We start from the raw sequence: 14,477 nt of genomic DNA on the forward strand, positions 1-14,477 counted from the left end.
TGTCGTTGAGTGAAGCTTAAGCTGCTTCCCAGGCCCAATGACCGACCCATCCACACAGCGACTCTCGGCGATCGGCGGTGAGTTCATCGATTCCGAGCGCGAGAGGGCCTTCCAGGCGGAGCGCATGCCGGAGACGGTTCGCCACCTCCGCCTTCTGTTCCTCCTCTCGGCCCTCCTGAACACGCTCTTCTTCATCAGCGACTGGCGTTTCTACGGCCAGCCGCACTTTCTCGTCGCATTCCCGGCCCGCGCGGTGGTCGTCGCGGTGTCCCTGGGGTGCTGGTTGGCCATCTCCCGCGTGGCTACGTTCCGCCAGGCCCAGGCCACGATGCTGGTCTGGCAGTGGGTGACCGCGCTGGCGGTCGGCGCGCTGGTCAGCTCCCACAGCGATCTCGCCCTATTCGTCGTCGTGATGCTGCCGTCGATCTATTACCTCGTGGTCCCCAATCCGTTCCGGTGGACCGTCATATCCGGCGCCGGGTGCAGCATCCTGATGCTCGTGGGCTACCTGTCCGGGGACGACACGCGGGCGACAGCCACCGGTCTCGTCCTCGCGGTCCTGGTGCTCAACTTCGCCCTCGTCCTGGTGGTGACGCGGTCCAACCGCCTGCGGCGCCTGGAATGGGCCGCCACGCAGGCGGAGCGCCGCGCCAAGGAGGAGCTGACCCGAAGCCGGGCGATGTTCGAGCGCCTGTTCAGAACCGTTCCGCTGCCCCTCGTGGTGGTCAAGACCGATGGCGGAATCCTGGACACGAACGATGCCGCCGTGACGTTCTTCGGGGCGAACCGCGACGTCCTCGGCATTCGCTCCGTGGACGAGATCTACATTCATCCGGAAGACCGGGTCGACCTGATCACGGCCCTCAAGCGCGAGGGCCGGGTGAACGATTTCGAGACCATGGTGCGCCTGGCCGACGGGTCCATCCGCAACGTTCTCGTCGCGGCTACCCTCGTCGAGGTCGAAGGCGCCGACGCGGTGATTTCCGCCGTCATCGACATCACGGACCGCAAGGCCGCCGAGGAGCGGATCTGGCGCGCGGCGAGCCACGACCCGCTCACCGACCTACCCAACCGCGCCCTGTTCCAGAGCCGGTTCGAGCTCGCCCTGGCGGACGCGAACCATACCGGCAACACCCTCACCCTGTTCCTGATCGACCTCGACGACTTCAAGGCCATCAACGACACGAGAGGGCACGACGCCGGCGACGCCCTGCTCCAGGAAATGGCCGAGCGCCTGCGCCGCATGATGCGCGACGAGGACACCGTCGCCCGGCTGGGCGGCGACGAGTTCGTGGTGATCGTCGGCCCGCCCCTGCGCATGGAGCACGCGGGCGCCCTCGCGAACCGGATCCTGGACGAGATGCGCCGCCCCTTCGTCTTCAAGGGAGAGCCGATCGAAAGCGGCGCCAGCATCGGCATCGCGGTCTATCCCGATCACGACAGCAAGCCCGCCGAGCTGATGAAGGACGCGGACCTCGCCCTCTATTCGGCCAAGGCCCAGGGCCGCAACCGGGCGGTTCTCTTCTCGCCGGACATGCGCAACCTCGTCGAGCATCGCGCGACCATGACGCGGGACATTCAGGAGGCCCTGCAGGAGGGACAGATCGTTCCCTTCTACCAGCCGAAGGTGAATCTGGTGACCGGAGAGGTCATCGGCTTCGAGGCATTGGCGCGGTGGGACCATCCCCAGCAGGGCCTGCTGTCGCCCTCCGCCTTCCCCCTCGCCTTCAACGATCCGGAGCTGTCGGCCCTCATGGGCGAGCACATCGTGCGCCAGGTCGCGGCCGACATTCGCCGCTGGCTGGACCAGGGCGTGAAGTGCGGGCGCGTCGCCGTCAACCTGTCCACGTCCCAGTTCAGTTGGATCGGCCTCTCCAGGCGCTTCCTCGACATCCTCGAAGCGGCGGGCGTTCCGCCGCATTACCTCGACGTGGAAATCACCGAAACGGTCTTTCTCGGCCGGGCGTCCGTCCACGTCATGACGGCCTTGCAGCAGTTCCACGAACACGGCATCCGCATCGCTCTCGACGATTTCGGCACCGGCTACGCCTCCCTCATCCATCTCAAGCAGTTTCCGGTCGACGACATCAAGATCGACCAGAGCTTCATTCGGGACGTGGACCGGGACAGCGAGAGCGCCGCCATCGTGGTGGCGGTGATCGACCTGGGCAAGAGTCTTTGCATGGACGTGATCGCCGAAGGGGTCGAGACCGTGGAGCAGGCTCTCTTCCTGCGGGACCATGGCTGCCCCTTCGTCCAGGGCAACCTCTACTCGCTCCCGCTCAGGGCCGAGGCGGTGGTGGAGTATCTCGGGCGGGAGCGCCTGCGGCTGCCCGATCCCGCGCCCTCGTCGGCCTGAGCATCCGGGACCGAATCGTCCGGCAAGTGACCTTATACTGGTATGTCCGGGAACCGACCCTGTCCCCGGCCTCTCCGCCACCTCTTCCCGGCACTTCGCGTCAGAGGCGCAGAGACCGAGTGCCCGCTGCGTGCGAGCGGGCACCGGGCAAGGCCCTTCACGAAGTGGCTATTAAGTGGCATTGTACCGGTCCGACAAGCGCAATCCCGCCCAAGTCAACCCGACGATCCTTCATGAGCGAATTCCTGTATCTCGGCATCGATGGCGGCGGCACGAAATGCCGTGCGCGCCTGCGCGATGGCGAGGGGCGGCTTTTAGGCGAGGGCGTGGGAGGTTCGGCGAATATCCGCCTGGATCCGGATCTCGTCTGGTCGTCCATCCTGACGGCCGCCCGCATGGCCGTTGCGGAAGGCGGCCTCTCGGAGATCGACCTGAAACGCGTTCGTGCGGGCCTGGGAGCGGCGGGCGCCGGGCAGAGCAGCGCCGTGGAGCGTCTCCTGGCTCGGCCGCACCCCTTTGCGTCGTTCCAGGTCGAGACCGATGCCCATACGGCCTGGCTCGGCGCTTTCGGGGGGCGGGACGGCGCGATCCTGATCGTGGGAACGGGCTCCTGCGGCTACGGCTTCGTGGGGGACCGCCTCATCTATGTGGGAGGCTGGGGCTATGAAATCTCGGACGAGGGCAGCGGGGCGGCCATCGGCCGGGACCTGCTGCGCCGCCTGATCTGGGCTCATGACGGCCGCATCGCGGGCACGGCCCTGTCGAACGAGGTCTGGGCCGAGTTCAAGGGCGACCCCGAGGTTCTGGTGGACTGGGTCGGGCAGGCGCGCCCCAGCGACTACGCGCGCTTCGCGCCGGCCGTGCTGAGCCATGCCCGAAGCCGCGATCCCCTCGCCATCGCCCTCATGGAGGAGGCTGCGTCGGGGCTCGGCCGCATCGCGCTCCGGCTCCTGGATCTCGGGGCGCCCGCGATCTGTCTGTTCGGCGGCTTGTCGGAACCCCTGCGGCCCTGGCTGCCGCCGGTCGTCCGCGACGCCATCGCGCCGCCTGCCGCGGACGCGATGGACGGCGCCATTCTCCTCGCGCGCCAAGCCGACCAGCGGATGTGACCCATGACCGATCAAGCCGCTGCCCTTCCGCCGTTCGGCACCCTGGATGAGGCGAACCCCACGCCGCTCTATCTCCAGCTCCAGCATTTCATCGAAGAGGCCGTGCGCAACGGCTCCCTGAAGATGGATGCGGCCCTGCCGGGGGAGCGCGACCTCGCCAAGCAGCTCGGCATTTCCCGCGTCACGGTGCGCAAGGCCATCATGGGCCTCGTGAAGAAGGGCGTGCTGATCCAGCGCTGGGGGTCCGGCACGTTCGTGGCGCAGCAGATGCGCCTGGAGCAGCCCCTGTCGCGCCTCTCGAGCTTCACCGACGACATGTCGGCCCGCGGGATGCAATCCTCGGCGGTTCTGCTTAGCCGCTCGGTCGGCGTCGCCTCGACCGACGAGTTGATGGCGCTGGGGCTTTCTCCCGGTGAGACCGTCAGCCGGGTCAACCGCCTGCGCATGGCGGACGGCACACCCCTCGCCATCGAGCACGCGGTGGTACCGACCCGGTATCTGCCCGATCCCTCGCTCGTGAAGCAATCGCTGTACGCCGTGCTGCACGAGGGGGGCTACATGCCGGTCCGGGCCCTTCAGAGGCTGCACGCGGTCCTGCTCAGCGACGAACAGGCCCAGCTCCTGAAGGTCCCGCCGCTCACCCCAGCGCTCTACATCGAACGGCGATCCTTCACGACGGCGGGCGAGGCCGTCGAGTTCACCTCCTCCTATTATCGCGGCGACGCCTACGATTTCGTCGCCGAGCTGACCATCGGCCAGCCGCAAACGGACACGCCATGAACCACCCCGACACGAATGCCACCACCGCCATGCTGCGAGAGGCCCGGGAAGCGCCCGAGGTCGTGGCGCGCCTGCTCGGCGCCAACGGAAAACTCTGCGCCGATCTGGGCAAGCGGCTGCGCGCATCCCCGCCTCCATTCGCGGTGACGTGCGCGCGCGGCAGTTCCGACAACGCCGCGACGTTCGCCAAATACCTGCTGGAGATTCATTCGGGCCTGGTGACGGCCTCCGTCGGACCCTCGGTGACCTCCGTCTACGCGGCCCGGCCGCGCATGCGCGATGCCCTGTTCCTGGCCGTCTCGCAGTCGGGCCGCAGTCCCGACATCCTGCATCTGGCTCAGGCCGGGCGCGATGACGGAGCCCTGACGGTCGCCCTCGTCAACGACACCACCTCTCCTCTCGCCTCCACCTGCGAGATCGTCCTGCCGCTTCATGCCGGACCGGAGAAGAGCGTCGCGGCGACGAAATCCTTCATCGCGGCTCTGGCGGCGGGTGTCCAGCTCATCGCGCACTGGTCGCAGGACCGGGCCCTGCTGGACGCCCTCGACCGCCTGCCGGATGTTCTGTCCCGGGCCTCTCATCTCGATTGTTCGCCGGCTCTGCCCTTGCTGTCGGGGTCGGACAATCTCTTCGTGGTCGGACGCGGCGTGGGCTTTGCCGTCGCTCAGGAAGCGGCTCTCAAGCTGAAGGAGACCTCCGGGGTCCACGCGGAGGCGATGAGCGCCGCCGAACTCATGCACGGCCCCTGGACGCTCGCGGGCGATCATTTCCCGGTACTCGTGCTGAGCCAGCGCGACGAGACGCTGGGCGGCGTCACCGACCTTGTGTCGAAGCTCCGAGACCAGGGCGTTCCCGTCGTCGTGGCCGGCGCGGCCGACGGCCCCGCCACGGCGATGCTGCCCTCCCTGGAGGACGTGCATCCCTACCTGGCGCCCATCGCCATGATCCAGAGCTTCTATCCCCTCGTGAATGCCATTGCGCTCGCTCGCGGCCGCAATCCGGACAGCCCGCCCCGCCTGCGCAAAGTGACGGAGACGGTCTGATGGCGTTCGCTCTCGTCGGCGCAAGAGTCTTCGACGGCGATCACATGATCGACGGCCGTGCCGTCGTGATTGACGGCGGGCGCATTGCCGGTGTTCCGGACCAGAAGGACCTCGGCGTCGGGATCGAGACGAAGCACGTCGAGGGCCTGCTCGCGCCCGGCTTCATCGATACGCAGGTGAACGGCGGCGGCGGCGTCCTGTTCAACGACGAGCGCAGCGTCGCGGGCATCCGCGCCATCGGCGAGGCCCATCGCCGCTTCGGCACGACCGGGTTCCTGCCCACCTTCATCACCGATACCCGCGAGCGCATGGCCGAGGCCTTCCGGGCGGCCGGAGAGGCGTTGCGGGAGCGCGTGCCGGGCGTGCTCGGCATCCATCTCGAGGGCCCCTTCATCAACCCCGAGCGTAAGGGCGTCCACGATCCCGCTCACATGCGCCGGATCGAGGACGAGGATCACGCCATCATGACGTCCCTCACGCAGGGCAAAACCCTCGTCACGGTGGCGCCCGAATGGACGGGCATCGAGGCCGTGGCGAAGCTCGCGGCCGCCGGAATCCTCGTGAGCGCGGGCCACACGGCGGGCGACCATGCCACGATCATGGAGGCATACCGCAACGGACTGCGCGGATTCACGCATCTGTTCAACGCCATGCCGCCCATGGCTGGACGCGAGCCGGGGCCCGTCGGGGCCGCTCTCGACGCGGCGGATGCGTGGTGCGGCATCATCGTGGACGGACATCACGTGAACGACGCATCCCTGCGGGTGGCCATCGCGGCGAAGGGTGCGGACCGCATCATGCTGGTCACGGACGCCATGTCGTCGGTGGGCTCGGACATGACCCGCTTCGACCTGATGGGCCGCACGGTCTATCGGGCCGAGGGCCGGCTCACGACCGCCGACGGCACCCTGGCGGGTTCCGACATCGACATGGCCAGCACCGTGCGCAACGCCGTCGGGCGCTTGGGCCTGCCCCTGCGGGATGCCCTGCGCATGGCGTCCCTGACTCCCGCCGCCTTCCTGGGACTGGACCGTGAGCTCGGCCGCATCGCGCCCGGCTACCGCGCCGATCTCGTTTTGCTGGATGACGATCTGCAGGTCCACGGCACCTGGATCGGTGGCCGGGCGGCCTGAATCGGCAAGCCGATCTCAGCGCGGTTTCTCGTAGAACACGAAGGCATGCGGCTTTCCCGCGAAGTCCCGCTCGTAGCTGCGGGCGAGCGTCCAACCCTCGCGCTCGTAGAAGGCACGGGCGCGGCGGTTGTCGCGGAAGCACTCGAGGCTTTTCGCGCCGTTTTTTTCCGCGTGTTTCAGGAGCAGGGCCCCGACGCCGCGCCCCGTCGCCTCCGGGGCCAGGAACAGCATGTCGACATGGCCGTCCGTCAGCAGGCAGAAACCCAGAATCCATCCCTCGTCGGACGCGACCGTCAGGCTGGGCCAGCTCTCTCGGAACCGGCGCGCGAAGTAGTCCGCGTTCCGGCTCAGCAGCACGTCCTCGTCGAGAATGGACGCGAAGGCCGCCCGGTAGGAGCTTTCGGCGATCCGGGAGAGAGCCCCGACGTCGCGGGGTTCCGCGTTGCGAATGATCAAGGCTGACCCCGCAGCCGCGGATCGAGGGTGTCCCGCAAGGCATCGCCCAGGAGATTGAACCCGAAGGACAGGAACAGGATCGCGAAGCCCGCGAAGAGCGCGCTCCAGGGCGACAGCATGAGAAAGTTGCGGCCCTCTGAGAGCATCAGCCCCAGGGACGGTGTCGGCGGCTGCGTGCCGAGCCCCAGGAACGAGAGCGAAGCCTCCACCAGGATGGCGGCGGAGAGCAGCAGGCTCGTTTGCACGAGGATCACGGAGGCGAGGTTCGGCAGGATGTGCAGGAAGATGATGCGGGCATCCGACGCCCCGATGGCCCTGGCGCCCGCCACGTACTCGCTCTCGCACAGAACCAGCGCAGGACCCCGCAGGAGCCGCGCGAAGATCGGCGTGTAGACCACCGCGATGGCAATAGAAGCGCTGTAGGTTTGCGGACCAAGCACCGCGATGATGCCGATGGCGAGCAGCATGACCGGGAAGGCGAAAAGCACATCCATCACCCGCATGATGATGCGGTCGAGCCAGCCGCGATAATAGGCGGCGAGCAGGCCAAGCGCTCCACCGAGAACCAACGCGGCCCCGACCGACAGCAGGCAGGCGATGAGCGACGTGCGGTAGCCGTAGAGGATGCGCGCTAGCACATCGCGCCCGAGCTGATCCGTGCCGAGCCAATGGGCGGCGGTCGGCCCCTTCAGGCGGGCAATCACGCTTTGCGCCATGGGATCGTAGGGCGCGATGATCGGCGCCCCGAGAGCCAGGATGATCTGCAGCGCCACGAAGGCGACGGCGAAAGCCAGGAGCTTGTTGCGGTGAAGAGCTCTCACGTCAGGCCCTCACGCGCGGATCGATGACGATGTAGAGGGCGTCCACGATGAAGTTCACGAGCACGAAACCCGCCGTCACGACCAGGATGGTGGATTGAATGAGCGGGTAATTACGTTCCGCGATGGCACCCAGGATGAGGCGCCCCAGCCCTGGGATCGCGAACACCTGCTCGACCACGATGGCGCCGCCGAGCAGGTAGCCTGTCATGATGCCCACGCTGGTGATGAAGGGGATGAGGGCGTTGCGAAGCGCGTGCTTGTAGACGACGCGACGCTCGCTCACGCCCTTGGCCCGCGCGGTGCGGATGTAATCCTGCCCCAGCGCGTCGAGCATGGCGGAGCGCACGAGACGGGAGAGGTTCGCCAGGATCGGCAAGGCCAGCGCGAAGGATGGCAGGAGCATGCGCTGCAGGTTGCCGACCGGATCTTCCGAGAAAGGAACGTAGCCCAACGAGGCGAAGCCGGGCGCCACTTGCGCCAGGACGACGATGAGCACGATGCCGAGCCAGAAGGATGGGATCGTGAGGCCCGCAATCGCGCCCACCCGCATGGCCACGTCGGCGGCGCCGCCGCGCAGCTGCGCCATGAGGCAGCCGACCGGCACGGCCAACCCCGCGCCGAACAGCAGCGCCAGGAATGTCAGCTCCAGGGTCGGCCAGAGGTGAATGAGGATTTCCGTGGCGACGGGACGTCCGGTCCAGAGCGACGTGCCGAGATCGCCCCGAAGCGCCGACCCGGCCCAGATCAGGTACTGCTCGATGATCGGACGGTCGAGGCCGACTCGGCTCTTCAGTTCGGCCATCCGCTCGGCGGTGATCTCCGTATTGGCGCCGAGCATGATCGCGACAGCGTCGCCCGGGATCATGCGGATCATGAGGAAGACGATGATCGACACGCCGAAGAGCACGATCAGGAGATCGAACAGGCGCGTGAGCAGGGCACGGTTCATCGGGCGAGCTTCTTGAATGGAACGGCGCCGCCGGGGCGGCGCCGGGAGGGGTATCAGGGCGTCAGGCTGGCACCGCGCAGGGTGCCGAGCGAGCGGTTCGGCATCACGTCGTAGCCCTGCAGCTTGTCGCGCATGGCCGAGAACAGGGTGCCGTAGGCAAGGTGCGCCACCGGGCCCGAACAGGCGAGCTTCTTCTGCACCTCGTCATAGGCGGCCTTCCGGGCCGCTTGGTCCTGCATGGTGCGGGCGCCGTCGAGGAGCTTGTCGATCTCGGCGTCCGAGTACTTGAACACGTTGGTCGATCCGCCCGTGCGGAACGTGCGGTAGAAGTAATCGTCCGGATCGGGGCTGCCCGCATTGATGGACGCGAACATGTCGAAGTTGCTGTTGCGCCAATCCTGAATGAACTGGCCCTGCTCCTGGTTCTTCAGCTCGACCTTGAAGCCCGCCTTGTTGAGCTGCTCCTGCACCACCTGGGCGATGTCCTTCACGTCCTGGCGCGGCAGCACGTTCATGGTGACGGCGACGGGCATGGCGACGCCGGCTTCCTTCAGCAGCGCCTGGGCCTTGGCCGGATCGGGCTTGTAGCACGCGAACTGCGCCACATCGACGGCCCAGTTCTTGAGCGCCGGGGAAAGCGGCCCGCCGGGCACGCCCGCGCCGAAGAGCGCCGCGTCCACGATTTCCTGGCGGTTGATGGCGTAATTCACCGCCTCGCGCACCTTCGGGTTGTCGAAGGGCGGCTTGGAGGTGTTGAGGCCGATGAGCGTATAGGCGAGGTCCAGGGTCTCGCCGAGCTTCACGCCGGGCTTGCCCTTGAGCTGCAGCGCCGTGGCGGCGTCGATGTTCGGCAGAAGCGCGTATTGGCCGTTGGTGAGGCCCACTTGGCGGGTGGCCGATTCCGGCACGATGTTGAACTTCAGGCCCGACAGCTTGGGCGAGCCCGCTCCCCAGTAGCCGTCATGCTTCGACAGGAGGATGAAGCCGTTGGGCTGCCATTCCTGGAACTTGAACGGACCCGTCCCGACAGGGGCCTTCTGAAGCGCGTCCTTGTTGGTCTCGACGGATTTCGGCACGATCGCGATGGTGGCGATGGAGGCCAGCAGCGGAGCCGACGGCTCCTTCAGCTTCAGTTCCACGGTTTGGGGGTCCACGGCCGTGGCGGTCTCCACCGCAGCCAGGCGGCTGGCGAGCGGGGACGCCATGTCCTTGCTCTGAACCCGGCGGATGGTCGACACCACATCGTCGGCCGTCATCGCGGCGCCGTCGTGGAATTTCACATTCTGCCTGAGCTTGAACGTGTAGGTCTTGCCGTCCGGAGAAACGGTCCAGGACTCGGCGAGGCCCGGGCCGACCTTCAGGTCCTTGTCGACGGCGGTCAGCCCTTCGTAGATGTTGCCGTTCACTACCATGAAGCTCGGGAAGGCCGTGATCAGGTGCGGATCGAGGCCGGTCGGACCGGCATCCATGCCGATCTCCAGAACCTGGGCGGACGCCGACGATAGGGCCGCCATCATGAGTCCCGCGCAAAGACCGCCGCGCAGCGTTGCCTTAACCATGCCTTTTCTCCCTCTGTGGCATCCGCACGTTATAGGCGATCGGCTCGGACCTGTCATGGTCCAATATCATACCACTCTGGACCATTCGTCTCATCGTCGGCTATGCTGACGCCAATCTCGCTGCCTCCGGAGTCTCCCATGTCCCGCCCCCTCCTCAAAGCCATCGGCGTCATCAGCGGCACGTCCATGGACGGCATCGACGTCTCGATCGTCGAGACGGACGGCGACACGGTCGTCAGACCCGGTCCCGGCGCCACCCACCCCTATCCGGACGCGCTTCGCAAAACCCTCCAGGACCTCATTGCGACGCCGGAGCGGGCGCAGGCAGAGCCCCTGGAGGAGCTGGAGCGGGAGGTGACGGACGCCCATATCGGCGCCGTCCGGCGCTTCATGGAAGAGAACGGCCTGTCCGCCAGCGATGTGCAGCTCGTCGGCTTCCATGGGCAAACGGTGTACCACCGGCCCGAGGTGCGATTCACCCGCCAGCTCGGTCTCGGCGAACGGGTGGCCCAGACGCTCGGCATCGATACCGTCTACCGCTTCCGCCACGCGGACGTGGCGTCCGGCGGCGAGGGCGCGCCGTTCGTGCCCCTCTATCACCGGGCGCTGGCGAGCAGCCTGCCGCAACCCTTCATGGTGCTGAACCTCGGTGGCGTCGGCAACGTCACCTATATCGACCGCGACACGGTCATCGCCTTCGACACCGGCCCGGCCAGCGCCCTCCTGGACGATTTCGTCCTGCGTCGCCGGGGCTTGGCCTTCGACGAGAATGGCGGGCTCGCGGCCTCGGGGAAGCCGGACGAGGACCTCGTGGCGGCCTTCATGACCAATCCGTATTTCGCCCGCCCGGCGCCGAAATCCCTCGACCGGCAGGATTTTCACGACCGTGCCGGGGGCGTCGAGGCCTTGTCCGACGAGAACGGCGCCGCGACGCTGGCGGCCTTCACCATCGAGTCGGTGGTGGCGGCGCTGCGCCATGTGCCCACCGCTCCGAAGCGCTGGCTCGTGACGGGCGGCGGAAGGCGCAACGCCCATTTCATGGAGAACCTGCGCGAGCGCCTCGGCGTGGCGGTGGATCCCGTGGAAGTGGTGGGGTGGAACGGCGATTTTCTCGAAGCGCAGGCCTTCGGGTATCTCGCGGCGCGCTCCGTTCAGGGCTTGCCGTTGAGCCTTCCCACCACGACCGGGGTTCCGCGTCCCATGCCGGGCGGCGAACTCAACCGCGCCGCCTAGACGATCTCAAGCTCATGCCCCTCGAAAAGCTCGCCGACGAAGCCTTCGCGCCCGCACGGGACGCCGTGCAATCCGGCCGGATCCCGGGCGCCGTTCTGGGCCTCGTCACCACCGGTGGCGACCGCGCGGTTCGCCTGGACGGGCTCGCCCAGCGCGAGCCCTCCCGCGAGCCCTTGGGCCGCGACACGTGGTTCGACCTTGCGTCTCTCACGAAGGTGATCTTCACGACGACGCGGATCCTGCAGCTCGTGGCCGACGGGCGCTTCGGGCTGGACGATCCCCTCGCCGCCGTCATCCCGGACCTACGCCAATACGACATGAATGCGACGGAGCGGAAGCTCACCTTCCGGCAATGCCTGTCTCACCAGACGCACCTGCCGGGCGTCGAGCCGCTCTATACCTACGGCCAGGATCCGGACACCCTGCGGGCCTTCATCCTGCAGCGGGTATGGAATCCAGGGCCGCCGGTCTATTCCGACATCAACTTCATGCTGCTCGGCATCGCCATCGAGCGCGTGACCGGAACATCCCTGATCGACCAGCCCCTGCCGAACGGCTTCACGTTCCGGCCCGATCCGGCGCTTTGCGCCGCCACCGAGCGCTGCACGTGGCGTGGTGGGGTCATTCGCGGCGAGGTCCATGACGAGAACGCCTTTGCGCTTGGCGGTGCATCAGGCCATGCGGGCCTGTTCGCCACCATCGACAGCGTGCTCGATTTTGCCGGAGCGATCCTCGACGGCTCGGCCCTTCCGGCGTCCGGCCTCGAGGGCATCCGCACGCGTCAATCCGAGCGGCGCACGCTGGGCTGGGAAGCGCGCTACGGCGGCTGGCCCGGCGGGGATGCCTGCTCGGACGTCACCATCGGTCACACGGGCTTCACCGGCACCGGATTGTGGATCGATTTCGAGCGCGGCCTTGCATGGTCGCTCCTCACGAACCGGGTCCACCCGTCTCGCCACACGGAGAGCGGGATCATGCCGCTGCGCCGGCTGACGGGCGATACGGTCATTGCCCTCGCCGACCGGGCGCTCGGGCCATGAACCTATCCCCATAATTGTCGCCGCGCGGATCTCCGGGTCCGTTGCCGGACCGTCCAAGTGGACCTATACTGGTCTGCAAGAAAGACCCATGATGGCCACAGAACATTTCAGCGCCCGCTACCAGGATCTCGACGCCTGGCCCAGCCTCGACATCCTGTCCGCATTCCTCGAAGGCCAGCTCGCCGCCGTGGCGGCGGTCCGCTCCGCCCTGCCCGCCATTGCGGAAGCCGCCGAGGCCGCCGCCGAGCGGCTGCGCCGGGGCGGGCGTCTCGTTTATGTGGGCGCCGGAACCTCGGGCCGCATCGGCGTGCAGGATGGGGCCGAGTTGCCGCCGACCTTCAACTGGCCCGAAGCGCGCCTCGTCTACCTCATGGCGGGCGGCCCCGGCGCGCTCTTGAGCGCGGTCGAAAACGCCGAGGATTCCGTCGAGCAGGGCACGGAGAACATCCGCAACGCGGATGTCGGGCCCAACGACGTGGTGATCGGCGTCGCGGCGAGCGGCAACACGCCCTATACGGTCGCAGCCCTCAAGGAAGCCAAGGCGCGCGGCGCCCAGACCATCGGGGTCTCCAACAACAGCGAGGCCAGGATCCTGGCCGTCGCGTCCCACCCGATCGTGGCTGACACGGGCGAGGAGGTGCTGGCCGGGTCCACCCGCATGAAGGCCGGCACGGCCCAGAAGGTGATCCTCAACCTGTTCTCGACCCTGCTGATGATCCGCATGGGCCGGGTCTATCGCGGCCTGATGGTGGACATGCGCGCCACCAACGCGAAGCTGCGCCGCCGCAGCGTCGCCATGGTGATCCAGATCACGGGATGCGACGAGGCGACGGCCGCCAACGCTCTGTCCCAATCGGACGGCGTCGTGAAGATCGCGGCCCTCGTGGCTCTCGGCCTGAGCCGGGCGGAAGCCGACGCGCTGCTCGCCCGCAGCGAGGGCAATCTGAGAGTGGCGCTGTCCAACTTATCGAAGTAGCGTGCAGCCTGCGCCGGGCCTCGCTGCTCCGGCGCTGGTTCTTTTCGTGCGGGGCGCTTGGGGCATGTCGCTGGGTCTGGGGATCGACGCGGGGGGAACCGCCACCCGGTGGAGATTGGCGGACCCAGGGGGCGCCTGCATCGCGCAGGGCATGACGGAACCCCTGTCCGGCCACCTCTTTTCCGCCGCCGCCGAGGAGCGTGCCAAGCAGATCATCGGCGGCATGGCTCAGGCCGTCTCCAAGGCGGGACATCCCTTAAGCATCGTGGCGGGCATCACGGGTCTGACTCGCGAGACCCCTGCCGAAGCGCTCATGCGTTCCATGCTGGCCGAGGCCTTCGGAGTCGCGGGCGAACGCATCTTCGTCGCCGAGGACATGTGGATCGCCTACCTGTCCTACTTCGCGCTGGGCGAGGGCATCCTGGTCTATAGCGGCACGGGCTCCATCGGCTATTACCTGACCCCGGACAAGAGCGTGATCCGGGTCGGGGGGCGCGGCAACCTCATCGACGACGGCGGGTCGGGCTTCTGGGTCGCCCGCGAGGCGCTCAAGACCGTGCTGCGCAAGGAAGAGGAGAGCCCCGGCGAGGGCTGGTCCTCGCCTCTCGGGCTCACCCTGTCGCGCGGCCTCGGCGGCACGGATTGGAACCTGGTGCGGGCCTTCGTGTATGGCGGCGACCGGGGCAAGATCGGCATCCTGGCCCGTGCCGTCGCGGAAGCCGCCGAGACCGGCGATCCCGTCTCCCTCGACATCCTGCGGCAGGCCGGAGAAGAACTCGCGCGCCTCGCCAACAGCCTGATCAAGCGCGTGGGCCAGCGCCCCGTCGCGCTGGTGGGCGGCGGCTCGCGGCTTCACCCGGTGGTGTTCGAAGCCTTCCGGGCCGAATTGCCGCCGGGCACCGACGTGGTGACCAACGACGTGGACGCCGCCCTGACGGCGGCACGCCTCGCCGCCACGGTCGATTAGAGCATTTCTCGGTGAAGTGGATCCGGTGCACCGCCAAAATGCGGCACGATAC

The 14,477-nt window shown here is 67.7% G+C and carries 13 protein-coding genes; 9 read left to right on the forward strand and 4 right to left on the reverse strand.

The features are described from left to right. Positions 1-37: 37 nt before the first annotated feature. The 5 genes from ILT42_RS04910 to nagA all read left to right on the forward strand — a co-directional run bounded on the left by ILT42_RS04910 (position 38) and on the right by nagA (position 6,424). Positions 38-2,359 carry a putative bifunctional diguanylate cyclase/phosphodiesterase gene (locus ILT42_RS04910; RefSeq protein WP_204214194.1) on the forward strand — a complete coding sequence of 774 codons (2,322 nt, stop codon included), beginning with the start codon at positions 38-40 and terminating at the stop codon, positions 2,357-2,359. 233 nt (positions 2,360-2,592) lie between these two features. After that, entirely contained in the window at positions 2,593-3,468 is an 876-nt protein-coding gene (locus tag ILT42_RS04915; RefSeq protein WP_204214195.1) for a BadF/BadG/BcrA/BcrD ATPase family protein, read from the forward strand. Between the two features lie 3 nt (positions 3,469-3,471). Further along, positions 3,472-4,248: a GntR family transcriptional regulator gene (locus ILT42_RS04920; RefSeq protein ID WP_204214196.1), complete on the forward strand. Its 777-nt coding sequence runs from the start codon at positions 3,472-3,474 to the stop codon at positions 4,246-4,248. Further along, complete coding sequence (locus ILT42_RS04925; RefSeq protein ID WP_204214197.1) at positions 4,245-5,291, forward strand: SIS domain-containing protein; 1,047 nt, start codon at positions 4,245-4,247, stop codon at positions 5,289-5,291. Before ILT42_RS04920 ends, ILT42_RS04925 begins: the two co-directional genes overlap by 4 nt. Then, positions 5,291-6,424, forward strand: a complete 1,134-nt coding sequence (gene nagA, locus ILT42_RS04930; RefSeq protein WP_204214198.1) for an N-acetylglucosamine-6-phosphate deacetylase — start codon at positions 5,291-5,293, stop codon at positions 6,422-6,424. The genes ILT42_RS04925 and nagA overlap by 1 nt, the downstream gene beginning before the upstream one ends. 15 nt (positions 6,425-6,439) lie before the next feature. Here nagA and ILT42_RS04935 read toward each other — a convergent pair whose 3' ends face one another. Genes ILT42_RS04935 through ILT42_RS04950 form a run of 4 tightly spaced genes read right to left on the reverse strand, consistent with a single transcriptional unit; the run spans position 6,440 to position 10,209 of the window. Further along, positions 6,440-6,880 (reverse strand): GNAT family N-acetyltransferase, encoded by a 441-nt coding sequence (locus tag ILT42_RS04935; protein WP_204214199.1) that lies wholly within the window; start codon positions 6,878-6,880, stop codon positions 6,440-6,442. After that, on the reverse strand, positions 6,877-7,701 hold the full coding sequence (locus ILT42_RS04940; protein ID WP_204214200.1) for an ABC transporter permease: 825 nt from the start codon (positions 7,699-7,701) through the stop codon (positions 6,877-6,879). Before ILT42_RS04940 ends, ILT42_RS04935 begins: the two co-directional genes overlap by 4 nt. Position 7,702: 1 nt before the next feature. After that, positions 7,703-8,650 (reverse strand): ABC transporter permease, encoded by a 948-nt coding sequence (locus tag ILT42_RS04945; protein ID WP_204214201.1) that lies wholly within the window; start codon positions 8,648-8,650, stop codon positions 7,703-7,705. A gap of 53 nt (positions 8,651-8,703) precedes the next feature. After that, positions 8,704-10,209, reverse strand: coding sequence for an ABC transporter substrate-binding protein (locus tag ILT42_RS04950; RefSeq protein WP_204214202.1), 1,506 nt, complete (start codon positions 10,207-10,209; stop codon positions 8,704-8,706). A 138-nt stretch (positions 10,210-10,347) separates the two neighbouring features. Between ILT42_RS04950 and ILT42_RS04955 the strand changes: the two genes are divergently transcribed. From ILT42_RS04955 to ILT42_RS04970, 4 genes are all read left to right on the forward strand, one after another. Continuing rightward, on the forward strand, positions 10,348-11,442 hold the full coding sequence (locus ILT42_RS04955) for an anhydro-N-acetylmuramic acid kinase (RefSeq protein ID WP_204214203.1): 1,095 nt from the start codon (positions 10,348-10,350) through the stop codon (positions 11,440-11,442). A gap of 14 nt (positions 11,443-11,456) precedes the next feature. Further along, positions 11,457-12,482 (forward strand): serine hydrolase domain-containing protein, encoded by a 1,026-nt coding sequence (locus ILT42_RS04960; RefSeq protein ID WP_204214204.1) that lies wholly within the window; start codon positions 11,457-11,459, stop codon positions 12,480-12,482. Positions 12,483-12,573: 91 nt separating this feature from the next. Next, on the forward strand, positions 12,574-13,458 hold the full coding sequence (locus tag ILT42_RS04965; protein ID WP_229428474.1) for an N-acetylmuramic acid 6-phosphate etherase: 885 nt from the start codon (positions 12,574-12,576) through the stop codon (positions 13,456-13,458). Between the two features lies 1 nt (position 13,459). Continuing rightward, positions 13,460-14,425, forward strand: coding sequence for an N-acetylglucosamine kinase (locus ILT42_RS04970; RefSeq protein WP_204214206.1), 966 nt, complete (start codon positions 13,460-13,462; stop codon positions 14,423-14,425). Positions 14,426-14,477 lie beyond the last annotated feature (52 nt).

It is taken from the genome of Microvirga pudoricolor (assembly GCF_016892705.1).
In the GTDB taxonomy this organism is placed as follows: Bacteria; Pseudomonadota; Alphaproteobacteria; order Rhizobiales; family Beijerinckiaceae; genus Microvirga; species Microvirga pudoricolor.